This window comes from Kocuria turfanensis, assembly GCF_001580365.1.
GTDB classification, from domain to species: Bacteria; Actinomycetota; Actinomycetes; order Actinomycetales; family Micrococcaceae; genus Kocuria; species Kocuria turfanensis.
Map to the genome: position 1 here is coordinate 164,872 of NZ_CP014480.1, position 25,188 is coordinate 190,059.

Below are 25,188 nucleotides of genomic sequence, written 5' to 3' on the forward strand. Positions count from 1 at the left end.
GTCTGGAGAGCAGTGAAGATCCTCTACGCCGGCACGCCGTCCGTCGCCGTGCCGCCCCTGGTCCACCTGGCCGACCGGCCCGACGTCGAGATCCTCGCCGTCCTGACCCGCACCGACGCCCCCGTGGGCCGCAAGAAGGTGCTCACGCCCTCGCCCGTGGCGCAGGAGGCGCAGCGGCGGGGCCTGCCCGTGCTCAAGGCCAACCGGATCGACGCGGAGCTGACCGCGCGGATCCGGGACCTGGGCGCCGACGTGGCCGCGGTGGTCGCCTACGGCGCGCTGGTGCCGCAGGCCGCGCTGGACGCCGTGCCGCACGGCTGGATCAACCTGCACTTCTCCCTGCTCCCGCAGTGGCGGGGCGCCGCCCCCGTGCAGCGGGCGCTGATGGCCGGGGACACGGTGCTGGGCGCCAGCACCTTCCTGCTGGAGGCGGGGCTGGACACCGGCCCCGTCGTGGGGACGATGACCGACGAGGTCCGCCCCGAGGACACCGCCGGCACGGTCCTGGAGCGGCTCTCCCGCACGGCCGCGCCCCTGCTGGCCGACTCGCTGCGCGCGGTGGTCGAGGGCACGGCCCGGCCCGCCGCCCAGCAGGGCGACGTCACGCTGGCCCCCAAGCTCACCGCGCAGGACGGGCGGGTCCGCTGGGCGGACCCCGCCCTGGCCGTGGTCCGCCGGGTCCGCGGGACGACGCCGGAGCCCGGGGCCTGGACCCAGCTCGACGGCCGCAGGATCAAGCTCGAGGGCGTCACCGCCCGCCCCGACGTGCGGGACCTCGCGCCGGGGGAGTGCGAGCTGCGCGGCGGGGCCGTGCTCGTGGGCACCGGCTCGGGCGCGGTGCAGCTGGGCACGGTGCAGCCCGCCGGGAAGAAGACCATGGACGCCGCCGCCTGGGCGCGGGGCCACAACACGGAGGGCAGGGTGGTGTTCGAGTGAGCGAGCGCGAGAGCCGGGGGCGCGACGACCGCCGCGACGACCGCCAGGACGACCGCCGGGGCGGCCGGGAGCGGCGCCCCGGGGGCGAGCGGCGCAACGCCCGGGGCCACGAGCGCAACCGGCGCGCCCGGTCGGAGCGGACGTTCACCTCGGCCGCGCCCGCGGCCCGGACGCGGCGGGCCGACCCGGCCCGGCTGGCCGCGTTCGAGACGCTGCGCGCGGTCTCCGAGGAGGGCGCCTACGGCAACCTCGTGCTCCCGAAGGCCGTGCGGGCCCACCGGCTCGACCGGCGCGACGCCGGCTTCGCCACCGAGCTGGCCTACGGGGCGCTGCGCTGGCAGGGGACCTGGGACGCGGTGCTGAGCCGGTGCGTGGACCGGCCGCTGGCCGACCTCGACGGCGCGGTGCTCGACGCCCTGCGCCTGGGCGTGCACCAGCTGCTGGCGATGCGGGTGCCCGACCACGCCGCCCTCGACCAGACGGTCGGGCTGGTGCGGGCCGTGGTGGGCGCCGGGCCCGGGTCCCTCGTCAACGCGGTGCTGCGCAAGGTCGCCGCCCGCGACCTCCCCGGGTGGATCGCCGAGCTGAGCGCGGACGCGGCCGACGAGACCGCCCGGCTCGGCCTGGCCCACGCCCACCCGGCGTGGCAGGTCCGCGCCCTGCGCCAGGCCCTGGTGGCCCACGGCCGGTCCGGCGCCGAGCTGGAGGCCCTGCTCGCGGCGGACAACGAGGCCCCCGTGGTCAACCTCGTGGCCCTGCCCGGCCTCGGCGAGCTGACCGAGGCCCTCGACGCCGGCGCGGAGAAGGGCGCCCTCGTGCCCGGCTCCGCGCTCAGCAGCGGCGGCGACCTGCACCGGCTGTCCTCCGTGCGCGCGGGCGGGGTGCGGGTCCAGGACGCCGGCTCCCAGCTGGTCGCCCGGGCCCTCGCCGCGGCCGGCGGCGGGAACGCGGCACCCGGGCACGCCCGGGGCGAGCGCTGGCTCGACCTGTGCGCCGGGCCCGGCGGCAAGGCCGCGCTGCTGGCCGCCCTCGCCGCCCAGCGCGGCGCGCACCTGACGGCCAACGAGGTGGCCCCGCACCGGGCCGAGCTGGTCCGCCAGGCCCTGCGGCCCGTGCCCGCGCACGCGTGGTCGGTGCGCACCGGGGACGGCCGGGCCACCGACGAGCTGCTCGGGGGCCGCCCCGCGGAGGAGGCCGGCTACGACCGGGTGCTCGTCGACGCCCCGTGCACCGGGCTCGGGGCGCTTCGCCGGCGGCCGGAGTCGCGCTGGCGCCGCACCCCGCGGGACCTTGCCGAGCTGGGGCCGCTGCAGCGGGAGCTGCTGGAGGCCGCCCTCGACGTCGCCCGCCCCGGGGGTACGGTCGCCTACGCCACGTGCTCCCCGCACGCGGCCGAGACCCTCGCGGTGGTCCAGGACGTGCTGGGCCGCCGGGAGGACGTGGAGCTCCTGGACGCCCTCGGCCCGGCCCGCGACGCCGCCCTGCCCGGGGCCCTCGACGGGGACCGGGACCCGTCCCGCCCCTGGGAGGACGCCGCGGGACCGGCGACCGTCCAGCTGTGGCCGCACGTGCACGGCACCGACGCCATGTTCCTGGCCCTGCTGCGCAAGCGCTGACCCCCCGAACCCCCGAGCACCCAGGAGTCCTCCGTGCCCCAGCCCTGCATCCACCCCTCGATCCTCTCCGCCGACTTCGTCAACCTCGAGGCCGAGCTGGCGCGGATCGCCACCGCCGACGCCGTGCACGTGGACGTCATGGACAACCACTTCGTCCCCAACCTCACCCTCGGGCTGCCCGTGGTCGAGCGGCTGCTGGCCGTCAGCCCGGTCCCGCTGGACGTGCACCTGATGATCGAGGACGCCGACCGCTGGGCCGCCGGCTACGCCGAGCTCGGCTGCGAGTCGGTCACCTTCCACGCGGAGGCCGCGCGGGCCCCGCTGAAGCTGGCCCGCGAGCTGCACGCCCACGGCGCGCGGGCCGGGATGGCCCTGCGCCCGGCGACCCCCGTGGAGCCCTACCTCGACCTGCTCCCGGAGCTGGACATGCTCCTGATCATGACGGTGGAGCCCGGCTTCGGCGGGCAGGCCTTCCTGGACGTCATGCTGCCGAAGATCCGCCGGGCGGCCGAGGCGATCCGTGCCGGCGGCGGCCGGGTGGCCCTGCAGGTGGACGGCGGGATCACCGAGGAGACGATCGTGCGCGCCGCCGAGGCGGGGGCCGACACCTTCGTGGCCGGCTCCGCCGTCTACGGGGCGGGGGACCCCGAGGCGGCGATCACGGCGCTGCGGAGGGCCGCGCACGACGCCGGGTCCTGAGCGCAGCCCCGCCGCCCGGTGCGGCCGGGCCTCCGGGCGCTCGCCCACGTGCCCGGTGTCCGCCGTGCGCCCGGCCCGGCGGGGCTGTGCCATAATCGGGCTCAAGAACAACGTGTTCCGGGGTCGGTGCAAGTCCGAACCGGCGGTCACAGTCCGCGAACCGTGCGGCGCCCCAGCGGGGCGGGCACGGCCGAACCGGTGGAACTCCGGTACCGACAGTCACAGTCTGGATGGAAGGCAACACGTTCGACGGCCCTCGCGGCGCGCCCTGCCGGCCCGCCGCGTCGCCGGTCGCGGCCGCACGGGCCCGTCCGACGGCACCGTCGTCCTGCCCCCGGAGCCGACCCGGGAAAGGACGACGCGAATGGACCCGCAGCACCGGCCCGGCGGAGACGCCGAACGGTCGATCATGCGGACCGCCCTGCACGCGGCGGCGCGCGGCCCGCGCGGGGCCAACCCCCTCGTGGGAGCCGTCCTCGCCGACGCCGCGGGCCGGATCCTGCACGTCGGCCACCACCGCGGGGCGGGCACCGTCCACGCCGAGGTCGACGTCCTGCAGCGCGCCGCCTCCGCCGGCACGGACCTGCGCGGCACCACCATGTACGTCACCCTCGAGCCCTGCAACCACTGGGGCCGCACCGGCCCGTGCGCCGAGGCCATCGTGGAGGCGGGGGTGCCCCGGGTGGTCTTCGGGGCCCCCGACCGGACCTCCGCCGCCGCCGGCGGGGCCGCCACCCTGCGCGCGGCCGGGCTGGAGGTGCGCTCCGGGGTGCTCGCCGAGGAGGCCGAACGGCTCAACGACCGCTGGGGCGAGACGATGCGCGCCCAGCGGCCGTTCGTCACCCTCAAGGTCGCCCAGACCCTCGACGCCCGGATCGCCGCGGCGGACGGGACCAGCCAGTGGATCACCTCCGCCTCGGCGCGCGAGCACGGCCACGACCTCCGCGCCCGCGCCGACGCCGTGCTCGTGGGCACCGGGACGGTCCTGGCCGACGACCCGCGGCTCACCGCCCGGACCGGCGACGGCGCCGCCGTCCTGCGGCAGCCGCTGCGCGCCGCCATGGGGCTGCGCGCCGTCCCGGCCGGCGCCGCGATCCGCGGCAGCGACGGCCGGTTCCGGCACCTGGTCACCCACGACCCCCACGCCGCCCTGGCCGAGCTCTACGACGCCGGGGTCCGGCACGTCCTCATCGAGGGCGGCGCCACGGTCGCCGCGGGGTTCCTGCGCGCCGGTCTCGTCGACGAGATCAGCCTCTACCAGGCGCCGCTGCTGCTGGGTGCCGGCCGGCCCGCCTTCGCCGAGCAGGGCATCGGCACCCTCGCCGACGCCTCCCGCTGGCGGCTGGACCCCACCGGCGGGGGGCCGGTGCAGCAGCTGGGCCCGGACCTGTGGATCCACCTGCGGCCGGCCCCCGCGGACTGACCGGGACCACGGGCCGCACCGAAACAGACCGCACCGACCTTCAACACCGACCTTCAACACCGACCTTCAACACCGACCTTCAACACCGACCGACAACACCGACCGACCGCACCGAGAGAGACAGAGGACAAGCCGCATGTTCACAGGAATCGTCGCCGGGCAGGGCACCGTGCGCTCGGTCGAGACCCGCCCGGACGGCAGGAGCGCCCGCCTCCTCGTGGACGCGGGCCCGCTCGTCGCCGATCTGCCGCACGGCGGCTCGCTCGCCGTGAACGGCGTGTGCCTCACGGCCACGCGCACCGAGGAGATCGGTGCCGGGCAGTTCCTGGCCGACGTCATCGGCGAGACGCTGGTGCGCACCACCCTCGGGGCGCTGGCCCCCGGCGACACCGTGAACCTGGAGCGGTGCGTGCCCGCCGGCGGGCGCCTGGACGGCCACGTGGTCCAGGGCCACGTCGACGGCACCGGCACCGTCGTCGCCCGGGAGGACCTGGGGGAGTGGGAACGGGTGCGGATCGCGGTGCCCGGCGAGCTCGCCCCCTTCGTCGCGGAGAAGGGCTCGGTCGCCGTGGACGGGGTGTCCCTGACCGTCACGGCGGTCAGCGCCCCCGGCGCCGCCGAGCCCTGGTTCGAGATCGGGCTCATCCCCGCCACCCTGGCCGAGACCACCCTGGGACGGCGCCCCGTCGGCGCGTCCGTCAACCTCGAGGTCGACGTCCTCGCGAAGTACGCCCAGCGGCTGCTGGCCTTCGCCCGGACCGACAGCACCCCGGCGCCCGAGGCCGGGCCCACCGCAGGAGAAGGAGCATGATGCGCACCGACAGCACCCGGACGGACACGGACCCCGGCGCGGGCGGGACCGAGGAGGAGATCCGCCTGGACCCCGTGCGCACGGCGGTCGAGGCACTGGCGCAGGGCCGGCCGGTGGTCGTCGTGGACGACGCCGACCGGGAGAACGAGGGCGACATCGTCTTCGCGGCCCAGCACGCCACCGCCGAGCTCATGGGCTTCACCATCCGGCACACCTCCGGCGTCGTGTGCGTGCCGATGACGGGGGAGCGGGCGGACGCGCTGCGCCTGCCGCCGATGGTCGCCGTCAACGAGGACTCCAAAGGGACCGCCTACACGGTCACCTGCGACGCCCGCCACGGCGTGAGCACCGGCATCAGCGCCGCGGACCGGGCGCTCACCGCCCGGGTCCTCGCCGACCCGTCCGCCGGGGAGGCAGACCTGACCCGGCCCGGGCACGTCCTGCCCCTGCGCGCCGCCGGCGGAGGCGTCGCGGCCCGCCGCGGGCACACCGAGGCCGCCGTCGAGCTGTGCGTCCTCGCCGGCCTGGAACCGGTGGGGGTGATCGCGGAGCTCGTCCACGACGAGGGGGAGATGATGCGGCTGCCGGCCCTGCGGGCCTTCGCCGACCGGCACGGCATCCCGCTGGTGAGCATCGAGGACCTGGCGGAGCAGCTGCGCGGGGACCGCCGATGACGCCGGACGCCCCGCTGGTGAGCTCCGAGCCCGTGGTCGTGCCCACCCCCGAGGGGCGGTTCGAGGTCGTGGGCTGGCAGGTGCCCGGCCGGCCCGGGGACCCGGCCGCCGAGCACCTCAGCCTCACCGCCCCGTCCTCGGAGCGGGTGCCCGTGGGCCAGCCCCCGCTCGTGCGGCTGCACTCCGAGTGCCTCACCGGGGACGTCTTCGGCTCCTACCGGTGCGACTGCGGCCCGCAGCTGCACCTGGCCCTGCGCCGGATCGCCGACGACGGCGGCACCCTGCTGTACCTGCGCAACCACGAGGGCCGCGGGATCGGCCTGGTGAACAAGCTGCGGGCCTACAAGCTCCAGGACGGCGGGGCGGACACCGTGGAGGCCAACGAGCTGCTCGGCCTGCCCGCCGACGCCCGGGACTACACCGCCGCCGCGGCCATCCTGCACCGCCTGGGCCTGACCCGGATCCGGCTGCTCAGCAACAACCCCGCCAAGGCCGAGCGGCTGGCCGAGCTGGGCATCGACGTCGTCGCGATGGTGCCCAACGAGGTCCCGGCCCGCCCCGAGAACCACGACTACCTCGCGACCAAGCGGGACCGCATGCACCACCGTCTGCGCCACGTCGACGACACCACCGCACACCCCGGCGGACCGGCGCACGCCGGCGACCGCACGAACAGCACAGGAGACCTCACCCCATGAGCGGACACGGAGCCCCCGACATCGACCTGAGCGCCGCCGACGCGAGCGGACTGCGCGTCGCCGTCGTCGCCTCCAGCTGGCACACGGTGATCATGGACGGGCTGCTCGACGGCGCCCGCCGCGCGCTCGCCGACGCCGGCGTGACCGACGCGGCGGTCGTGCGCGTGCCCGGCAGCTTCGAGCTGCCGGTCGCCGCCGCCCGTCTGGCGCCCGGACTGGACGCCGTGGTGGCACTGGGCGTGGTCGTCCGCGGGGGCACCCCGCACTTCGACTACGTCTGCTCCGCCGCCACCCAGGGCCTCACGGACGTCTCGGTGCGCACCGGCGTGCCCGTCGGCTTCGGCGTGCTGACCTGCGACACCGAGGAACAGGGACTCGACCGCGCCGGCCTGGAGGGCTCCCAGGAGGACAAGGGCTACGAGGCGACGGCCGCCGCGGTGCAGACCGCCCTGCTGCTGCGCTCGCTCGGCGTCTGAGCCCCCGTGCCCCCGGGCCGGCCGTGCGGCGGCCGGTCCGGGGGGAGCCCGCGGACCCATTACCCTGGTAGTCGTGAAAACCTTCGAGACCCTCTTCGCCGAGATCAGCGACAAAGCCGTGACCCGACCGGAAGGCTCCGGCACGGTCCGGGAGCTGGACACCGGGGTGCACGGGATCGGCAAGAAGGTCGTCGAGGAGGCCGCCGAGGTCTGGATGGCGTGCGAGTACGAGACCTCCGAGCAGGCCGCGGAGGAGATCTCCCAGCTGCTCTACCACCTGCAGGTCATGATGGTCGCCAAGGGCCTGACGCTCGAGGACGTCTACCGCCACCTCTGAGCGCCCCCGCCCCCGTCCCACCGAAGCCGAGAAGGATCCCCCATGCTGCGTGTCGCAGTGCCCAACAAGGGCGCCCTGTCCGAAGCCGCCGTCACCATGCTCAAGGAGGCCGGGTACCGGCAGCGCCGCGACTCCCGCGAGCTGGTGCTCGTTGACCCCGAGGCCAACATCGAGTTCTTCTACCTGCGCCCGCGCGACATCGCGGTGTACGTGGGCGGGGGAACCCTCGACGTCGGGATCACCGGCCGCGACCTGCTGCTGGACTCCGGCGCGCACGCCGACGAGGACCTGGCCCTGGACTTCGCCCGCTCCACCTTCCGCTTCGCCGGACCCGCCGGCCGGTACTCCTCGATCGCCGAGCTCGCCGGCAGGCGCATCGCCACCAGCTACGACGGGCTGCTGCGGGACTACCTGGCCGAGCGCGGCGTGGACGCCTCGGTGGTGCGCCTCGACGGGGCCGTGGAGTCCTCCATCCGGCTGGGCGTCGCCGACGCGATCGCCGACGTGGTGGAGACCGGCAACACCCTCCGCGCCGCAGGGCTGCAGGTGTTCGGGGAGCCCATCATGACCTCCGAGGCCCTGCTGATCCGCAGCCGCCGGGCGGAGGAGCCCGAGGGCCTGTCCGTGCTGCGCCGCCGACTGCAGGGCGTGCTCGTGGCCCGGCAGTACGTGATGATGGACTACGACGTCGCCGAGGAGCTCGTCGAGGCCGCCACCAAGATCACCCCCGGCATGGAGGGCCCCACCATCTCCCGGCTGGGCCGCGGCAACGCGTGGGCGGTGCGCGCCATGGTCCCGAAGTCGGAGACCAACAAGGTGATGGACGCCCTCTACGACGTCGGCGCCCGCGCCATCCTGGTCTCCCCGATCCAGGCCGCCCGCATCTGACCGTCCCCCCCCGTCCCCCACCGCAGCCGAGGAGGTCCCGCCCGTGGGCGTTGCCGTACGTGTCATCCCGTGCCTGGACGTCGACGCCGGTCGCGTCGTCAAGGGCGTGAACTTCGAGAACCTGCGCGACGCCGGGGACCCGGTCGAGCTGGCCAAGCGCTACAACCAGGCCGGCGCCGACGAGCTGACGTTCCTCGACGTCACGGCGTCCTCGGCCGCCCGCGCCACGACCTTCGACGTGGTCTCCCGCACCGCCGAGGAGGTCTTCATCCCGCTCACGGTGGGCGGCGGCGTGCGCGCGGTCGCCGACGTCGACCGGCTGCTGCGCTGCGGGGCGGACAAGGCGTCGATCAACACCGCGGCGGTCGCCCGGCCCGAGGTGATCGACGAGATCACCGGGCACTTCGGCAGCCAGGTGCTGGTGCTCTCCCTCGACGCCCGCCGCACGGGCAACACCCCCTCCGGCTTCGAGGTCACCACCCACGGCGGGCGCACCCTCACGGGCCTCGACGCCCTCGCGTGGGCGCGGGAGGCCGAGGACCGCGGAGTGGGCGAGATCCTGCTCAACTCCATGGACGCGGACGGCACCCAGGAGGGCTTCGACCTGGAGATGATCCGCGCCGTGCGCGCCCGGGTGCACGTGCCGCTCATCGCCTCCGGCGGGGCCGGCGCCCCGGAGCACTTCCCGCCGGCCGTGGAGGCCGGGGCCGACGCCGTGCTGGCGGCCTCGATCTTCCACTTCGGGCCGGTGCACGCCATCGCCGAGGTCAAGGACGCCCTGCGCGCGGCGGGCCACGAGGTCCGCTGACCGGCTCCGCCCTCCCCGCCCGCGCCGAGGTCGCAGCCGTCGGCCACCGGCGCGGGGCTCGTCGCCGTCGGCCGCAACCTCGCGGGGAGCCGGGGCGCCCGTAGCCGTGGGCCGGTGCCGGGCGTACAGTCGGCAGTGAGCTGACGACAGTCGCTCGACAGGCCGACCGCGAAGGAGTCCACTGTGGGACTGAACAGCATCATCAGGAGCTTCACCGGACGGGGAGCCGGGGGCACCACCGGCCGGACCGCCGGAGGCCGCCGGGCCACCCGCGGCATGAACGCCGCCGGGCAGGCCGGCGCCGGCCGCACTACCGGGCGCAGCCTCGGGGGCCGGCTGCGGGGGCTGCTCAACCGCCGCTGACCGCCGCCGGGCGCGGCCGGTCACCGCCGACCGCCGCGCCGACCGAGCCGGGCACCCCTGCGGGTGCCCGGCTCAGCGCGTGTCCCGGCAGGTCTCGTCGAGCCAGTCGCGCACCGGTGCGAGCGCCTCGTCGATGGCCTCGCCGTCGAACCGGGCGCCGGGGTCCTCCGCCAGCTCCTCGCCGTAGGAGTCCACGAGCAGCTGCACCCGGGCGTGGTCCGCCGCGAGCTCCGGGGGAGCCGCCTCCAGCATGCCGGCGACCTCGTCCTCCACGGCCTGCACCTGCTCGGTGGTCGGTCCGCCGGAGAGACTGGCCGGCAGCAGGGCCAGCGCCAGGAGGTCCTCGGCCACCGCGGCGCACGCCTCGGCCCGGCCGGGGTAGGCGCCCCACGGCCCGGAGGCGGCCGCGGTGCCGGGAGCCGACGGGGACGCCGTGGCCGAGGGCGCCGCGGCGGACGGCTCCGGGCTCCCGGGCGGGTCCGCGGCCGGACCGGGCCCCGTGCACCCGGTCAGGAGCAGGCCGGTGAGGGCCGCCGCCGCGCCGCGCCGCGCTGTCCTGGCATCCATCGTCGTCGGTGTCCTGCCCGTCGTGCCCAACCGGTTCTCCGCCCCACGATAGGCCCTGGCCCCCGGTCGTGGGAGACGGAGGACACGGCGGCGCGCACCCCATATCCTGGGGGGCGGGCGACCGGGAGGAGGGGCACGTGCGAGCCGTCGTCGTCGCGGCCCGGGTCGCGGCCCTGGTGGTCGCCGTCTGGGCCCTGGTCTCGCGGGCCGACTGCGCCTTCGTGACCCGCACCTGCCTCGGCTCCAACCTGTTCAGCTACTTCACCGTGCACAGCGCGTTCCTGCTGATCGTGGCGCTGCTGCTGGCGGTGCTGCACACCGCCACCGGGCGCCCGGAACCGGGCTGGCTGACGGGCCTGCGCGCCCTGGCCACCACGTACACGACGGTCTCGGGCGCGGTGTTCGCGGTGCTGCTCGCCAACGCCGAGCTGTTCGGGCACCTCTTCCTCGTCCCGCTGTCCTCCAAGGTGCTGCACTTCGTGCTCCCCGTCTACGCCCTGCTCGACTTCCTGCTGGCCCCGGGCCGCAACCGGCTGCGCTGGGCCACCACCTGGGTGGCCACCGTCTTCCCGGCGCTGTGGGCGGTGTACACCCTCGTCCGGGGCCGGATGGTCGGCTGGTACCCCTACTTCTTCCTGGACCCCGCCCTCGTGGGGGGCTACGGGGCGGTGGGCACCTACGCCCTCGGGCTGTCGGTGCTCATCCTCGCCGTGGCCTTCCTCAGCGTCGCCGCGACCCGGCTGCCGGTCGTCCCCGCCGGGCCGGGACCCGACCGTCCCCGGCGCGACCGGCCGGCGGAGGGACCGCGGAGGGCCGGCCGGCGACGACCCGGCGCCCCGCCCGCCGAGGACGCCGGGCCCGCGGCGCCCGTGGTGCGCGGCCTGTCGGCGGCGGCACCCGGACCCGGGGGAGCCGGGGTCGTGGCGCCCGGGTCCCCGGCTCCCGAGCCCCTGGCCTCCGAGGCCGGGGAACCGTCCCCCGGGACGGGTCGATAGGATGGGGGCGATGAACCAGCAGAGCCCCGCACCCGGAACCGCCGTCCTCGATCCCGCCGTGGCGGCGCGCCTCAAGCGGGACCCGGCCGGCCTCGTGGCCGCCGTGGTCCAGCAGCACGACACCAAGGAGGTGCTGATGCTGGGCTGGATGGACGACGAGGCCCTGCGCCGCACCCTCACGGAGGGCCGCGTGACGTTCTGGTCCCGCTCCCGCCAGGAGTACTGGCGCAAGGGCGACACCTCCGGCCACGTCCAGCGCGTGCACCGCGTGAGCCTGGACTGCGACGGCGACGCCCTGCTCGTGCAGGTCGACCAGACCGGCGCCGCCTGCCACACCGGCACGCGCAGCTGCTTCGACGGCCGCGACCTCGGCGCCGCCGCCGCCGTCTGAGCCGCACCCCCCGCTCACCTCCGCCGCCACCAGGAAGTCAGGTCGACACCCATGCAGGACCTGGGCACCATCAGCCCCACGCTCGAAGAGTTCCGCGCGCTCGCCGCGCAGCGCCGCGTCATCCCCGTGCGCGTCAAGATCCTCGCGGACGCCGTGACCCCGATCGGTCTCTACCGCGCCCTCGCGCTCGAGGACGGCGCCGCCCGACCCGGCACGTTCCTCATGGAGTCCGCCGCCGAGGGCGGGGTCTGGTCCCGCTACTCGTTCGTCGGCGCGAACTCCCGGGCCACCCTGACCGCCAAGGACGGGCAGGCCCACTGGATCGGCCGGGCCCCCGCCGGTGCCCCCACCGGGGGCAGCCCGGTGGAGGCGCTGCGGGACACCATGGCGCTGCTGCACACGGAGCGCTTCGAGGACGTCCCCCCGCTGACCTCCGGGCTCGTCGGGTTCGTGGGCTGGGAGGCCGTGCGCCGCTGGGAGAAGCTCCCGCACCCGCCCGAGGACGACCTGCGCCTGCCCGAGCTGGCCATGAACCTCGTCTCCGACATCGCCGTGCACGACAACACCGACGGCACCGTCATGCTCGTGGCCAACGCCATCAACTTCGACGACACCGACGAGCGCGTCGACGAAGCGTGGGCGGACGCCGTGGAGCGGGTGCACACGATGCTCGAGAAGCTCGCCCGGCCCCTGGACCACGTCACCGCCTCCACGCTCACCGGCGCCGACGAGATCCGCGGCGACCTCGAGGCCAAGGTCGCCCAGAGCTGGGACCGCACGCTGTTCATGAACTCCATCGTGGAGGGCAAGAAGGCGATCGTGGACGGGGACATCTTCCAGGTCGTGGTCTCCCGCCGCTTCGAGACGGAGTGCACGGCCGACTCCCTCGACGTCTACCGCATGCTGCGGGCGATCAACCCCAGCCCCTACATGTACCTGTACAGCTTCGAGGACGCCGACGGGCGCCCCTTCTCGATCGTGGGCTCCTCACCGGAGGCGCTCGTGACCGTGACCGGGGACCAGGCCGTCACCCACCCCATCGCCGGGTCCCGCCCCCGCGGACGCACCGTGGAGGAGGACCTCGCCCTCGAGCGGGACCTGCTCCAGGACGAGAAGGAGCGCTCCGAGCACCTCATGCTCGTGGACCTCGCCCGCAACGACATCTCCAAGATCGCCGTCCCGGGCTCCGTGGAGGTCACCGAGTTCATGGAGGTCGAGCGCTTCAGCCACATCATGCACCTGTGCTCCAACGTCGTCGGGCGGATGCGCCCGGACGCCACCGCCTACGACGTCCTCGCCGCGACCTTCCCGGCCGGCACCCTCTCCGGCGCGCCCAAGCCGCGCGCCCTGCGCCTGCTCGACGAGTACGAGCCGCTGCGCCGGGCCGTCTACGGCGGGGTGGTCGGCTACCTGGACTTCGCCGGGGACATGGACATGGCCATCGCCATCCGCACCGCCCTGCTCGTGGACGGCAAGGCCTACGTGCAGGCCGGCGGCGGCATCGTCGCCGACTCCGACCCCGAGGCCGAGGCCCTCGAGTCCCTGAACAAGGCCACCGCCCCGCTGCGGGCGGTCCTGCTCGCCGAGCGGCTGCACGAGCTCGACCTCGAGCGCACGGCCGTCCCGGGCACCGGTGCCGGGCGTGCCTGAGGCCACGGCGTCCCGGCGCGCGCGGCTCTCCCGCCGGTCCACGGTGGTGCTGGCCACCCTGGTCGCCGCGCTCGCGGTCTTCGCCTGCTCGGCGGCCACGTGGGTCTCCGCGACGGTGCAGACCACCCTCGAACCCGTGACCGTGGACGTCGCCGGCTCCGACGCCGCCCCGGCGGTCACCGCCCTGGGACTGGTCGCGGCCGCCGGAGCCCTCACCACGGCTATCTCCGGGCGCGTGCTGCGCTCGGTGGTCTCCGTGGTGGTCGTCCTGGCCGGCCTGGGTGCCCTGGCCGCGTCCGTGGCCGTGCTGGCGGACCCGGCCGGCGCCGCGCAGACCACGGTGGGGGAGTCCACGGGCATGGTCAACGCCGGCGGCGAGTTCGCCCTGACCCTCTGGCCGTTGCTGGCCGCGGCCGCGGCCGTGCTGGTCACCCTGTGCGGGGCGTGGGCCCTCGTGGCCGGACGGTCCTGGACCACGGCCCGGCGCTACGAGCGCACCGGCACGGAGGCGGCCCCGGGCGCGACCGCCGGCCGCGGGGACGAGATCGACTCCTGGGACGCCCTCACGGAGGGGCGCGACCCCACCGCCTGAGCTCCTGCCCCGGCCCCAGCCCCGAGCGGGCGCGGGCAGCGACGCCGCGGCCCGGTCACGGGACCGGGGCCGCCGCCCGGGCGCGCCGGGCACCGCGCCCGGGCCCGCGGCGCGTGCGCGTCCCCCGCCGCGGGGTGGCACAATGGAGCAAGACAGACTGTCAGCAACCGCCGGGCCCCGCCGGGGCCCGGCGAGCGGGGCCGGCCGGCCCCGGCAGGGAAATCGGGAGTGCAGGAACATGGCAAACGGCAACGAGATCGTCCTCGACCACACGGGCTTCGTGGGGCACGGCAACACCCTGGCCGCCTGGGTGACCATCGGCATCATGTCCGTGGGCGTCATCGTCGGCGTCGTGGGCTTCACCGTGGGCAGCACCCCCCTGCTGATCGTCGGCATCGGCCTCGTCGTCGTCGGCCTGGTCGCCGGTGCCGTGCTCCGCTCCATGGGCCACGGAGCCGGCTCCGAGCAGCGCAAGCACGAGGCCCGCAACCACCAGGGCTGAGCCGGCACCGCCCGGCGCCGGGCAGCACCGGTCACGGCCGGGCGGTCCCGCGGGGCCCGCGCCCGGCGTCCCGGCACGGCCGGGTCCCCTGCACGGTCCCCGCAGCACGCAGAGAGGCGGCCGCCGCCGCCGAGAGGTCAGGAATCCATGTCGCAACAGAGCACCGGGACGGTCCTGGACGCCATCATCGAGGGCGTCCGCGCCGACCTGGCCGAGCGCCGGGAGCGGGTCGGCCTCGACGAGCTCCGCGCCGCCGCCGCCCAGCGGCCCCCGGCGCTGGACGCCGAGTCCGCGCTGCGCGGGCCGAGCCCGGACGCGGTGCAGATCATCGCCGAGGTCAAGCGCTCCAGCCCGTCCAAGGGCGCCCTGGCCCCGATCGCCGACCCCGCCCTGCTCGCCGCCGGCTACGAGCGCGGCGGGGCCTCCGTGATCTCCGTGCTCACCGAGCAGCGCCGCTTCAACGGCTCCCTGGCCGACCTCGACGCCGTGCGCGCGGCCGTGGGGGTGCCGGTGCTGCGCAAGGACTTCACGGTCGACGAGTACCAGATCTGGGAGGCGCGGGCGCACGGCGCGGACCTGGTGCTGCTGATCGTGGCCGCCCTCACCGACGAGCAGCTGCGCCGCTTCCTGGACCTCACCCACGAGCTGGGCATGCACGCCCTCGTGGAGACGCACACCCCCGAGGAGATCGAGCGCGCCGTGGCGGTGGGCGCCCGCATCGTGGGCGTCAACGTGCGCAACCTCAAGACCCTCGACACCGACGTGGAGACCTTCGGCCGGCTGGCCGGCCTGCTGCCGCAGGACGGGGTGCTCGTGGCCGAGTCCGGGGTGGAGGGCGAGGAGCAGATCGAGCTGTACGCCTCCCACGGGGCGAAGGCCGTGCTGGTCGGCGAGGCGCTCGTGCGCAGCGCCGACGCCGCGGCCACCATCGCCGGCTTCCGCGCCGCCGGCGCCGCGGCCCGTGCCCGCCGGCACGCCCCGGACGCCGAGGCGGAGTCCGTCGCCGCGCGGGCCGCGTCGCTGCGCGAGGCCCCGGGCCCCTACTTCGGGGACTTCGGCGGGCGCTGGATGCCCGAGTCGCTGGTCGCCGCCCTCGACGAGCTGACGGACACCTTCGACAAGGCCAAGGCGGACCCCGAGTTCACCGCGCAGTTCCAGCGGCTCTCCCGCGACTACTCCGGGCGCCCCTCCCTGCTCACCGAGGCCCACCGCTTCGGCGCCGAGGCCGGCTGCCGGGTCTTCCTCAAGCGCGAGGACCTCAACCACACGGGCTCGCACAAGATCAACAACGTGCTCGGCCAGGCCCTGCTCGCCCGCCGGATGGGCAAGACCCGGCTGATCGCCGAGACCGGCGCCGGCCAGCACGGGGTCGCCTCCGCGACCGCGGCCGCGCTGTTCGGCATGGAGTGCGTGGTCTACATGGGGGAGGAGGACACCCGCCGGCAGGCCCTCAACGTGGCCCGGATGGAGCTGCTGGGCGCCACCGTCGTGCCCGTGACCAACGGCTCCCGCACGCTCAAGGACGCCATCAACGAGGCCCTGCGGGACTGGGTGGCCTCCGTCGAGCACACCCACTACCTGCTCGGTACCGCGGCCGGCCCGTACCCGTTCCCCGCGATGGTGCGCTACTTCCACGAGCAGATCGGGGAGGAGGCCCGCGCCCAGGTCCTGGAGCAGGCCGGGCGCCTGCCGGACGCGGTGGCGGCCTGCGTGGGCGGCGGCTCCAACGCCATCGGCATCTTCCACGGCTTCCTGGACGACCCCTCGGTGGAGCTCTACGGCCTCGAGGCCGGCGGGGACGGCGTCGAGACCGGCCGGCACGCGGCCACCATCTCGCTGGGCCGGCCCGGGGTGCTGCACGGCGCCAGGACGTACCTGATGCAGGACGAGGACGGCCAGACCCTGGAGTCCCACTCCATCTCCGCCGGGCTCGACTACCCGGCCGTCGGCCCGGAGCACTCCTACCTGCACGACATCGGGCGGGCCCGCTACGAGGCGATCACCGACACCGAGGCGATGGACGCGTTCCGGCTGCTGTGCCGCACGGAGGGCATCATCCCCGCCATCGAGACGTCCCACGCCCTGGCCGGGGCGCGGAAGATCGGCCGGCGCTGGGTCGAGGAGCTCGGCGCGGAGGCCGCCGCCGAGAAGATCATCGTCGTCTCCCTCTCCGGGCGAGGCGACAAGGACGTGGCCACGGCCGCGGAATGGTTCGGGATGCTCCCGGACGACAGTGCCGAGGCGGAGCTCGGCGAGAAGGGCGAGCGACTGTGAGCACCACCCACCCCGGCGCCGGCGCCGACCTGGCCTCCCGCATCCTGCCCGCCGACCTCGGCAGCAACCCCGACTCCCGGCTCGCCGCGCGCATCGCCGCCTGCCGGGACCAGGGCCGGCCCGCGCTCGTGGGCTACCTGCCCGCGGGCTTCCCCACGGTCGAGGAGTCCGTGGAGGCGGCGGTGGCCCTGGGCCGCAACGGCGCCGACGTCATCGAGATCGGCATCCCCTACTCGGACCCCGTCATGGACGGGCCCGTCATCCAGCACGCGACGACGACGGCCCTGGCCAACGGCTTCCGGGTGGCCGACGTCTTCCGCGTGGTCCGGGCGGTCGCCGAGCGCACCGACGCGGTGCCCGTGGTGATGACCTACTGGAACCCCGTCCTGCAGATGGGCGTGGACACCTTCGCCGAGCGCCTGGCCGAGGCCGGGGGAGCGGGGATCATCACCCCGGACCTCATCCCCGACGAGGCCGCCGAGTGGTTCGCCGCCTCCCAGACGCACGGTCTGGACCGGATCTTCCTGGCCGCCCCCTCCTCCTCCCGCGAGCGGCTGGACCTGGTGGCCAAGGCCTCCAGCGGTTTCGTCTACGCCGTCTCGGTGATGGGCGTGACCGGGGCCCGGGACGCGGTCTCCGACGTCGCCGAGCAGCTGGTGGCCGACACCCGCGCGGCCGGCGCCCAGCACGTGTGCGTGGGGCTGGGGGTCTCCCGCCGGGCCCACGTGGAGGAGATCGGGGCCTACGCGGACGGGGTCATCGTGGGCACCGCCCTCGTGAAGGCCCTGGCCGACGGCGGCCCCGAGGCCGTCGGCGCCCTGACCCGGGAGCTGGCCGGTCTGGCCTGATAGCGTGACGGGGCGGAGCGGCCCGGACCGGGTCCCCGCCCCTCCCCACGTCCCGACGAGCCGAGGCCCCACCCCATGCTGCTGAGCGCCGCTTCCCCCGTCCTGCTGAGCGTCCCCGTCCGGGCCGGCATCCCCTCCCCGGACTGGTCGGGCTTCTCGCTCGGCCCGCTGACCGTGCACGCCTACGCCCTGTGCATCCTCGCCGGGATCGCCGCGGCGCTGTGGCTGACCCTCCGCCGCTGGAAGGGCCTCGGCCTGGACCCGGAGATCGTGTGGGACGTCGTGATGTGGGCGGTGCCCGCGGGGATCGTCGGCGCCCGGGCGTACCACGTGCTGATCACCGACCCGGTCGGCTACTTCGGCCCGGGGGCGGACCCCGTGGACGCGCTGCGGATCTGGGAGGGAGGGCTCGGCATCATGGGCGCGGTGGCCTTCGGCGCGGCGGCCGCGTGGTGGGTGTGCCGCCGGCACGGGGTCTCCCTGGCCGTGTTCGCCGACGCCGCGGCCCCGGGACTGCTGCTGGCCCAGGCCATCGGGCGCTGGGGCAACTGGTTCAACCAGGAGCTCTTCGGCCGCCCCACGACCCTGCCGTGGGGGCTGGAGATCGACCCGGCCAGTGCCAACTTCCCCGCCGGGCTGCCCGCCGACACCCTGTTCCACCCCACGTTCCTCTACGAGTCCCTGTGGAACCTGGCGGGCGTGGTGCTGCTGCTGGCCCTGGACCGGCGGTTCCGCCTGGACGGCGGGCGGCTGTTCGCCCTGTACCTGGTCCACTACGGGCTGGGCCGGATGCTGATCGAGCTGTTCCTGCGGATCGACCCCTCCCTGATGGTGCTCGGGCTGCGGGTGCACGTGTGGACCTCGCTGGGCCTGGTGCTGCTGGGACTGGCGCTGTTCGCGGCGGTCACCGTGCGCCGCCGGCGGGCCCGGGACGGCGCCGCGCAGGACGCGCGGACCTGATACCGCGGATCGGCCCCGTGATACCACGGCGGGTCCGGGAGTTTTCAGACCTGTAACATCGGAGTGCTAGATTTTCCTGGCGCACGACCGGGGACGGGCCAACCACGCCTTCCGCTCCTGCGCACGCCAGAGCGTCCAACGTCGGACCGTCCTGGAACAGGGCCCTTCCGCCGCCCGGCACCCCTCGACCACCGCTCGAGGACGCCGACGGCAGCTCACGAACCGGCGGCACCTCCCGACCGGAGCTCTGCCGCGGGGGCCGCTCCTGCTGACCACATCTCATGGTGAGGAGACGTCTGTCATGACTTCTACCCCCGCCGGCACCCCCGGTGACAATTCCGACCAGCACGGCACGGACCCGCGTCCGGCCGACCCGGCCGAGATCGCCGAGGACCAGGCGACGTCGCCGTTCGAGCAGTTCTCGAACGCGCCCGAGCAGCAGGGCCTCTACCACCCGGACGAGGAGAAGGACGCGTGCGGCCTCGCCGTGGTCGCGACCCTCAACGGCGCCCCCACCCACGAGATCGTCGACGCGGCCCTGACCGCCCTGCGCAACCTGGAGCACCGCGGTGCCGTGGGCGGGGACGAGGGCACCGGGGACGGCGCCGGGCTGCTCACCCAGCTGCCCGACGCGTTCTTCCGGGCGGTCGTGGACTTCGAGCTGCCGCCCCTGGGCGGCTACGCCGTGGGCACCGCGTTCCTGCCGCACGGCGGGGTGAACGCGGAGCAGATCCAGGCCGCGCTCGAGGAGATCGCCGCCTCTGAGGAGCTGCAGGTCCTGGGCTGGCGCCCGGTCCCGGTGGCCGAGTCCGTGGTGGGCCGCTCGGCGCGCGAGGTCATGCCCTGGTTCGTCCAGCTCTTCGTGGCCGAGCCCGCCCCCGCACCCGAGGACGAGGCCGCCCGCCGCCGCCTGGACCAGAAGGCCTTCCGGCTGCGCAAGCGCGCCCAGAACAAGGCCGGCGTGTACTTCCCCTCCCTGTCCTCGCGGACCATCGTCTACAAGGGCATGCTGACCACCCAGCAGCTGGAGCCGTTCTACCCGGACCTGGCCGACGAGCGGTTCGCCACGGAGCTGGCGATCGTGCACTCGCGCTTCTCCACCAACACGTTCCCCTCCTGGCCGCTGGCCCAGCCCATGCGCACCCTGGCGCACAACGGCGAGATCAACACCGTGAAGGGCAACCGCAACTGGATGCGCGCCCGCCAGTCGCAGCTGAAGTCCCCGCTGCTGGGCCGCAGCCCCGAGGAGCTGTTCCCGATCTGCTCCGAGGGCGCCTCCGACTCGCAGTCCCTCGACGAGGTGGCCGAGCTGCTGGTGCTCTCCGGCCGTCCCGTCACCCAGGCCATGATGATGATGATCCCGGAGGCCTGGGAGAACCACGAGACCATGGACCCGGCCCGCAAGGCGTTCTACCGCTACCACGCCTCCTTCATGGAGCCGTGGGACGGTCCCGCCGCGGTCGCCTTCACCGACGGCGTGCAGGTCGGCTCGCTGCTGGACCGCAACGGCCTGCGCCCGGGACGGTTCTGGGTCACCGACGACGGGCTCGTCGTGCTGGCCTCCGAGGTCGGCGTCGTCGACATCGGCGACCGCAAGGTCGTGCGCAAGGGCCGGGTGTCCCCGGGCACGATGTTCCTCGTCGACACCGCCCGCGGGCGGATCGTCGAGGACGCCGAGATCAAGGCCGAGATCGCCTCCGCGGCGCCGTGGGAGGAGTGGGCCGACGGCAACATCGTCGACATCGCCGACCTGCCCGAGCGCGAGCACATGGTCCACCCGCGCTCCTCGATCACCCTGCGCCAGAAGACCTTCGGGTACACGCAGGAGGAGCTCAAGATGATCGTGGGCCCGATGGCGGCCAAGGGCGCCGAGCCCATCTACGCCATGGGCACCGACACCCCGATCGCCGTGCTCTCGGAGAAGTCCCGGACGCTGTTCGACTACTTCGTGCAGTCCTTCGCGCAGGTCACCAACCCGCCGCTGGACGCGATCCGCGAGGAGCTGGTCACCAGCCTGCGCGGCTCCGTCGGGCCGTCCGGGAACCTGCTGACCACCGAGCGGGTGCGCACCCGCCAGATCGCCCTGGACTTCCCGGTCATCGACAACGACCAGCTGGACCAGTTCCTGCACATCGAGGGCGAGGACGGGATGCCCGCCGCGCTCAAGGTGCGCGGCCTGTACCGGCCCGACGGCGGGGCCGAGTCCCTGCGCGCCCGGATCGCCGAGATCTGCGAGAAGGTCTCCGCGGCCGTGGCCCGCGGCGTGGAGTACGTCATCGTCTCGGACCGCGACTCCAACGGCGCGTGGGCGCCCATCCCCTCGCTGCTGCTCACCTCCGCGGTGCACCACCACCTGCTGCGCTCGGCCACCCGCACCAAGGTGGCGCTGATCGTGGAGGCCGGCGACGTCCGCGAGGTCCACCACGTGGCGCTGCTCATCGGCTACGGCGCCTCCGCGGTGAACCCGTACCTGGCGATGGAGTCCGCCGAGGAGCTCGTGCGCTCGGGGGACCTGACCGGGATCACCACCGAGCACGCCGTGCAGAACCTGATCAAGGCCCTGGGCAAGGGCGTGCAGAAGATCATGTCCAAGATGGGCATCTCCACGGTGTCCTCCTACTGCGGCGCCCAGGTCTTCGAGGCCCTGGGCCTGTCCCGGGAGCTGGTGGACGACTACTTCACCGGCACCCACACCCAGATCGGCGGCATCGGCCTCGGCGTCATCGCCGAGGAGACCGCCTCCCGCCACCGCCGGGCCTACCCCGCGGACGGCGTGACCGAGCCCTACCGCGACCTCGAGACCGGCGGGGAGTACGACTGGCGCCGCGACGGACCGCCGCACCTGTTCAACCCGCAGACCGTCTTCCGGCTGCAGCACGCCACCCGCAGCGGCCGCTACGACATCTTCAAGTCCTACACGAAACTCGTGGACGACCAGACCAAGAAGCTGCTGACCCTGCGCGGGCTGCTCGGCTTCTCCTCCGACCGCCGTCCGGTGCCGCTGGAGGAGGTCGAGCCCGTCAGCTCGATCGTCAAGCGCTTCCAGACCGGGGCGATGAGCTACGGCTCCATCTCCCAGGAGGCGCACGAGACGCTGGCCATCGCCATGAACCGGCTCGGCGCCAAGTCCAACACCGGTGAGGGCGGCGAGGACGTCGAGCGGCTGCTCGACCCGGAGCGCCGCTCGGCGATCAAGCAGGTGGCCTCCGGGCGCTTCGGCGTCACGAGCCTGTACCTCACCAACGCCGACGACATCCAGATCAAGATGGCCCAGGGCGCCAAGCCCGGGGAGGGCGGCCAGCTCATGGCCCAGAAGCTCTACCCCTGGATCGCCCGGACGCGCCACTCCACCCCCGGGGTGTCGCTGATCTCCCCGCCGCCGCACCACGACATCTACTCGATCGAGGACCTGGCGCAGCTGATCTACGACCTCAAGCGCTCCAACCCCCGGGCCCGGGTGCACGTGAAGCTGGTCTCGGAGATCGGCATCGGCACGGTGGCCTCCGGGGTCACCAAGGCCAAGGCCGACGTGGTGCTCGTCTCCGGGCACGACGGCGGCACCGGCGCGGCCCCGCTGAACTCGCTCAAGCACGCCGGCGCCCCCTGGGAGCTGGGCCTCGCCGAGACCCAGCAGACGCTGATGCTCAACGGGCTGCGGGACCGGGTGGTCGTCCAGGCGGACGGGCAGATGAAGACCGGCCGCGACGTGGTGATCGCCGCGCTGCTCGGGGCGGAGGAGTTCGGCTTCGCCACGGCCCCGCTGATCGTCGAGGGCTGCATCATGATGCGCAAGTGCCACCTGGACACCTGCCCGGTGGGCGTGGCCACCCAGAACCCGGAGCTGCGCAAGCGCTTCACCGGCAAGGCCGAGCACGTGGTGAACTTCTTCGAGTTCATCGCCGAGGAGGTCCGGGAGTACCTGGCCCAGCTCGGGTTCCGCTCGATCGAGGAGGCCGTCGGGCACGCCGAGGTCCTGGAGACCAAGGCCGCGATCGACCACTGGAAGGCCCACGGGCTGGACCTGTCCCCGATCCTGCACTCCACGGTGCTCGAGCACCGCGGCGCCGCGGTGCGCAACATGCGCGGCCAGGACCACGAGCTGGAGAAGCACTTCGACAACGAGCTCATCCGCCTGTCCCGGGCCGCCCTGGAGAAGCGGGAGCCCGTCCGGATCCAGCAGCACATCATCAACACCGACCGGGCGGTCGGCACGATGCTCGGGCACGTGGTGACCCGCACCTTCGGCACGGACCTGCTCGCCCACGACACCATCGACGTGACGCTCACCGGCCAGGCCGGGCAGTCGCTCGGCGCGTTCCTGCCGCAGGGCATCACCCTGCGGCTGGAGGGCGACGCCAACGACTACACCGGCAAGGGCCTCTCCGGCGGGCGGATCATCGTGCGCCCCGAGCGGGACGCCGTGTTCGAGGCCTCGGAGAACGTCATCGCCGGCAACGTGATCGGCTACGGCGCCACGAGCGGGGAGATCTTCCTGCGCGGCACCGTGGGCGAGCGCTTCCTGGTGCGCAACTCCGGGGCCACCGCGGTGGTCGAGGGCATCGGGGACCACGGCTGCGAGTACATGACCGGCGGCACCGCCCTGGTGCTGGGCCGCACCGGGCGCAACTTCGGCGCCGGCATGTCCGGCGGCGTCGCCTACGTCATCGACCTGGCCGAGACCTCCGTCAACAAGCAGGCCCGGGACAGCGGGGAGCTCCAGCTCCTGCCGCTGGACGAGGCCGACGCCGAGGTGGTGCTCGCGCTGATCACGAAGCACGGCGAGGAGACCGGCTCCGAGCTCTCGGACCGGCTGCTGGCCGATCCGGTGGCCACGCTGGGCCGGTTCACCAAGGTCCTGCCGCGGGAGTACGCCGCGGTGCAGGGCATCCGCGAAGAGGCCGCGACCCGGGGGCAGGACCCCGACGGCGACGAGGCCTGGCACAAGATCCTGGAGGTGACGACCCGTGGCTGATCCGCGCGGTTTTCTGAAGGTGACCGAGCGCGTCGACCGCCCCAAGCGGCCGGTGCCGGTCCGGATCATGGACTGGAAGGAGGTCCAGGAGGCCCAGGACCGGGGGGTGCTGCAGAAGCAGGCCGGCCGGTGCATGGACTGCGGCATCCCCTTCTGCCACGAGGGCTGCCCCCTGGGCAACCTGATCCCGGAGTGGAACGACCTCGTGTGGCGCGGGCTCGACGCCGAGGCGGTGGAGCGCATGCACGCCACCAACAACTTCCCGGAGTTCACCGGGCGGGTCTGCCCGGCCCCGTGCGAGTCCTCGTGCGTGCTCGGGATCAACCAGCCGGCGGTGACCATCAAGCAGATCGAGTACTCGATCGGCGAGATGGGCTTCGACGAGGGCATCATCAAGCCGTTCGTCCCGCAGCGGCTGGTCGGCAAGACCGTGGCGGTCGTCGGCTCCGGGCCCGGCGGGCTCGCCGCGGCCCAGCAGCTCACCCAGGCCGGGTTCACGGTCGCCGTCTACGAGCGCGACGACCGGATCGGCGGGCTGCTGCGCTACGGCATCCCCGACTTCAAGATGGAGAAGGAGGTCCTCGACCGCCGCCTGGACGTCATGCGCGCCGAGGGCACCCGCTTCCGCCCGGGCGTGGAGATCGGCAAGGACATCACCTGGGACCAGCTCAAGCGCCGCTACGACGCGGTCGTGGTCGCCACCGGCGCCACCCGCCCGCGCGACCTGACGATCCCGGGCCGCGACCTCGAGGGCGTGCACTTCGCGATGGACTACCTGGTGCAGGCGAACCGCGTGGTGGCGGGCGACGAGGTCGAGGAGCAGATCTCCGCCCGGGGCAAGCACGTCATCGTGCTCGGCGGCGGCGACACCGGCTCCGACTGCATCGGCACCGCCAACCGCCACGGCGCCGCGTCGATCACGTCCCTGGCGATCGGGCGCAAGCCCGCCGCGGACCGCTCCGACGCCGACCCGTGGCCGATGATGCCGAAGGTCTTCGAGGTCTCCACCTCCCACGAGGAGGGCGGCGAGCGGACCTACCTGGCCTCGACCGTGGAGTTCGTGGGCGAGAACGGGAAGCTGACCGGGCTGAAGGTCGCCGAGACCGAGTACCTGCCCGACGGCCGCCGCGCCCCGAAGCCGGGCACGGAGAAGGTCCTGCCCGCGGACCTGGTGTTCCTGGCCCTGGGCTTCACCGGCAACGAGTCCGAGGACATCACCGCGCAGATCGGCGCGGAGCTGGACGGGCGGACCAACGTGGCCCGCGACGACCAGTACATGACCAACGTGGACGGGGTGTTCTCCTGCGGCGACGCGGGCCGGGGCCAGTCCCTGGTCGTGTGGGCGATCGCCGAGGGCCGGGCCTGCGCGGCCGCCGTCGAGCGGTTCCTCACCGGCTCCACCCGCCTGCCGGCGCCGGTGGCCCCCACGGACCGGGCCATCGACCTGAGCATGTAGGGTCCCGGACCACGGCACGGACCACAGCACGGACCACGGCGCGGCCCGCACCCCACACCCGGGGTGCGGGCCGCGCCGTCGTCGTCGGCGGACGCGCACCGGGAAGCCGCGGCCTCGACACGACGTGCCGCGTTGGTAGGCTGGGGAAGACCTCCCCGCTCCGGGGCAGGACAACCAGGCAGAGCGGCCGGGAGCTCCGCCGCGCCCGCGCGGCGTCCCGGTCGTTCTTTCTTGTGCGTCCACCCGCGGTGG

The 25,188-nt window shown here is 74.6% G+C and carries 23 protein-coding genes, 1 pseudogene and 1 riboswitch; of the genes and pseudogenes, 23 read left to right on the forward strand and 1 reads right to left on the reverse strand.

Features of this window, described 5'->3' with window-relative positions; translation table 11 throughout:
* The first annotated feature begins 12 nt into the window (after positions 1 to 12).
* The 12 genes from fmt (at position 13) to AYX06_RS00765 (ending at position 9,729) form a co-directional block, all read left to right on the forward strand.
* Positions 13 to 936: a methionyl-tRNA formyltransferase gene (fmt, locus tag AYX06_RS00710; RefSeq protein WP_062733448.1), complete on the forward strand. Its 924-nt coding sequence runs from the start codon at positions 13 to 15 to the stop codon at positions 934 to 936.
* A complete protein-coding gene (locus AYX06_RS00715) occupies positions 933 to 2,552 on the forward strand; it encodes an RsmB/NOP family class I SAM-dependent RNA methyltransferase (protein ID WP_062733451.1) in 1,620 nt (539 codons plus the stop codon). Before fmt ends, AYX06_RS00715 begins: the two co-directional genes overlap by 4 nt.
* Before the next feature lie 33 nt (positions 2,553 to 2,585).
* The gene (rpe, locus tag AYX06_RS00720; RefSeq protein ID WP_062733453.1) at positions 2,586 to 3,251 is read left to right on the forward strand and encodes a ribulose-phosphate 3-epimerase; all 666 of its coding nucleotides are present in this window, start codon (positions 2,586 to 2,588) and stop codon (positions 3,249 to 3,251) included.
* Between the two features lie 108 nt (positions 3,252 to 3,359).
* Positions 3,360 to 3,499: riboswitch (FMN riboswitch) on the forward strand.
* Positions 3,500 to 3,615: 116 nt separating this feature from the next.
* Positions 3,616 to 4,674, forward strand: a complete 1,059-nt coding sequence (ribD, locus tag AYX06_RS00725; protein ID WP_062733456.1) for a bifunctional diaminohydroxyphosphoribosylaminopyrimidine deaminase/5-amino-6-(5-phosphoribosylamino)uracil reductase RibD — start codon at positions 3,616 to 3,618, stop codon at positions 4,672 to 4,674.
* A gap of 136 nt (positions 4,675 to 4,810) precedes the next feature.
* Positions 4,811 to 5,485 carry a riboflavin synthase gene (locus tag AYX06_RS00730; RefSeq protein WP_062733459.1) on the forward strand — a complete coding sequence of 225 codons (675 nt, stop codon included), beginning with the start codon at positions 4,811 to 4,813 and terminating at the stop codon, positions 5,483 to 5,485.
* The gene (ribB, locus tag AYX06_RS00735; protein ID WP_186815655.1) at positions 5,485 to 6,159 is read left to right on the forward strand and encodes a 3,4-dihydroxy-2-butanone-4-phosphate synthase; all 675 of its coding nucleotides are present in this window, start codon (positions 5,485 to 5,487) and stop codon (positions 6,157 to 6,159) included. Before AYX06_RS00730 ends, ribB begins: the two co-directional genes overlap by 1 nt.
* Positions 6,156 to 6,857, forward strand: a complete 702-nt coding sequence (locus tag AYX06_RS00740) for a GTP cyclohydrolase II (RefSeq protein WP_062733462.1) — start codon at positions 6,156 to 6,158, stop codon at positions 6,855 to 6,857. The genes ribB and AYX06_RS00740 overlap by 4 nt, the downstream gene beginning before the upstream one ends.
* Entirely contained in the window at positions 6,854 to 7,333 is a 480-nt protein-coding gene (ribH, locus tag AYX06_RS00745) for a 6,7-dimethyl-8-ribityllumazine synthase (RefSeq protein WP_062733465.1), read from the forward strand. Before AYX06_RS00740 ends, ribH begins: the two co-directional genes overlap by 4 nt.
* 73 nt (positions 7,334 to 7,406) lie before the next feature.
* A complete protein-coding gene (locus tag AYX06_RS00750) occupies positions 7,407 to 7,670 on the forward strand; it encodes a phosphoribosyl-ATP diphosphatase (protein ID WP_047801456.1) in 264 nt (87 codons plus the stop codon).
* A gap of 42 nt (positions 7,671 to 7,712) precedes the next feature.
* A complete protein-coding gene (gene hisG, locus AYX06_RS00755; protein WP_062733467.1) occupies positions 7,713 to 8,558 on the forward strand; it encodes an ATP phosphoribosyltransferase in 846 nt (281 codons plus the stop codon).
* 43 nt (positions 8,559 to 8,601) lie between these two features.
* Entirely contained in the window at positions 8,602 to 9,366 is a 765-nt protein-coding gene (gene hisF, locus AYX06_RS00760) for an imidazole glycerol phosphate synthase subunit HisF (RefSeq protein ID WP_062733469.1), read from the forward strand.
* Positions 9,367 to 9,549: 183 nt separating this feature from the next.
* Positions 9,550 to 9,729 (forward strand): hypothetical protein, encoded by a 180-nt coding sequence (locus tag AYX06_RS00765; protein ID WP_062733472.1) that lies wholly within the window; start codon positions 9,550 to 9,552, stop codon positions 9,727 to 9,729.
* A gap of 72 nt (positions 9,730 to 9,801) precedes the next feature.
* On the opposite strand, the gene AYX06_RS00770 is transcribed toward AYX06_RS00765, so the two are convergent.
* The gene (locus AYX06_RS00770) at positions 9,802 to 10,296 is read right to left on the reverse strand and encodes a hypothetical protein (protein WP_062733475.1); all 495 of its coding nucleotides are present in this window, start codon (positions 10,294 to 10,296) and stop codon (positions 9,802 to 9,804) included.
* Positions 10,297 to 10,433: 137 nt separating this feature from the next.
* Here AYX06_RS00770 and AYX06_RS00775 point away from each other — a divergent pair, with 137 nt between their 5' ends.
* From AYX06_RS00775 to AYX06_RS00820, 11 genes and pseudogenes are all read left to right on the forward strand, one after another.
* Positions 10,434 to 11,291 carry a Pr6Pr family membrane protein gene (locus AYX06_RS00775; protein WP_062733477.1) on the forward strand — a complete coding sequence of 286 codons (858 nt, stop codon included), beginning with the start codon at positions 10,434 to 10,436 and terminating at the stop codon, positions 11,289 to 11,291.
* A 10-nt stretch (positions 11,292 to 11,301) separates the two neighbouring features.
* Positions 11,302 to 11,682: a phosphoribosyl-AMP cyclohydrolase gene (hisI, locus tag AYX06_RS00780; RefSeq protein ID WP_047802392.1), complete on the forward strand. Its 381-nt coding sequence runs from the start codon at positions 11,302 to 11,304 to the stop codon at positions 11,680 to 11,682.
* A gap of 51 nt (positions 11,683 to 11,733) precedes the next feature.
* Positions 11,734 to 13,332, forward strand: a complete 1,599-nt coding sequence (locus AYX06_RS00785) for an anthranilate synthase component I (protein WP_062733479.1) — start codon at positions 11,734 to 11,736, stop codon at positions 13,330 to 13,332.
* Positions 13,325 to 13,924, forward strand: coding sequence for a Trp biosynthesis-associated membrane protein (locus AYX06_RS00790; protein WP_062736796.1), 600 nt, complete (start codon positions 13,325 to 13,327; stop codon positions 13,922 to 13,924). Before AYX06_RS00785 ends, AYX06_RS00790 begins: the two co-directional genes overlap by 8 nt.
* 238 nt (positions 13,925 to 14,162) lie before the next feature.
* Positions 14,163 to 14,426, forward strand: coding sequence for an HGxxPAAW family protein (locus AYX06_RS00795; RefSeq protein ID WP_062733482.1), 264 nt, complete (start codon positions 14,163 to 14,165; stop codon positions 14,424 to 14,426).
* Positions 14,427 to 14,573: 147 nt separating this feature from the next.
* Positions 14,574 to 15,338: pseudogene (gene trpC / locus AYX06_RS20815) on the forward strand (indole-3-glycerol phosphate synthase TrpC); the annotation flags it as partial.
* A gap of 108 nt (positions 15,339 to 15,446) precedes the next feature.
* Positions 15,447 to 16,700, forward strand: coding sequence for a tryptophan synthase subunit beta (gene trpB / locus AYX06_RS20820; protein WP_371860074.1), 1,254 nt, complete (start codon positions 15,447 to 15,449; stop codon positions 16,698 to 16,700).
* Positions 16,701 to 16,729: 29 nt separating this feature from the next.
* On the forward strand, positions 16,730 to 17,548 hold the full coding sequence (trpA, locus tag AYX06_RS00805; protein WP_062736797.1) for a tryptophan synthase subunit alpha: 819 nt from the start codon (positions 16,730 to 16,732) through the stop codon (positions 17,546 to 17,548).
* Positions 17,549 to 17,623: 75 nt separating this feature from the next.
* Entirely contained in the window at positions 17,624 to 18,508 is an 885-nt protein-coding gene (gene lgt, locus AYX06_RS00810) for a prolipoprotein diacylglyceryl transferase (protein WP_062733487.1), read from the forward strand.
* 301 nt (positions 18,509 to 18,809) lie between these two features.
* Entirely contained in the window at positions 18,810 to 23,480 is a 4,671-nt protein-coding gene (gene gltB / locus AYX06_RS00815) for a glutamate synthase large subunit (RefSeq protein WP_232319354.1), read from the forward strand.
* Positions 23,473 to 24,936, forward strand: a complete 1,464-nt coding sequence (locus AYX06_RS00820; RefSeq protein WP_062733489.1) for a glutamate synthase subunit beta — start codon at positions 23,473 to 23,475, stop codon at positions 24,934 to 24,936. Before gltB ends, AYX06_RS00820 begins: the two co-directional genes overlap by 8 nt.
* Positions 24,937 to 25,188: the final 252 nt, after the last annotated feature.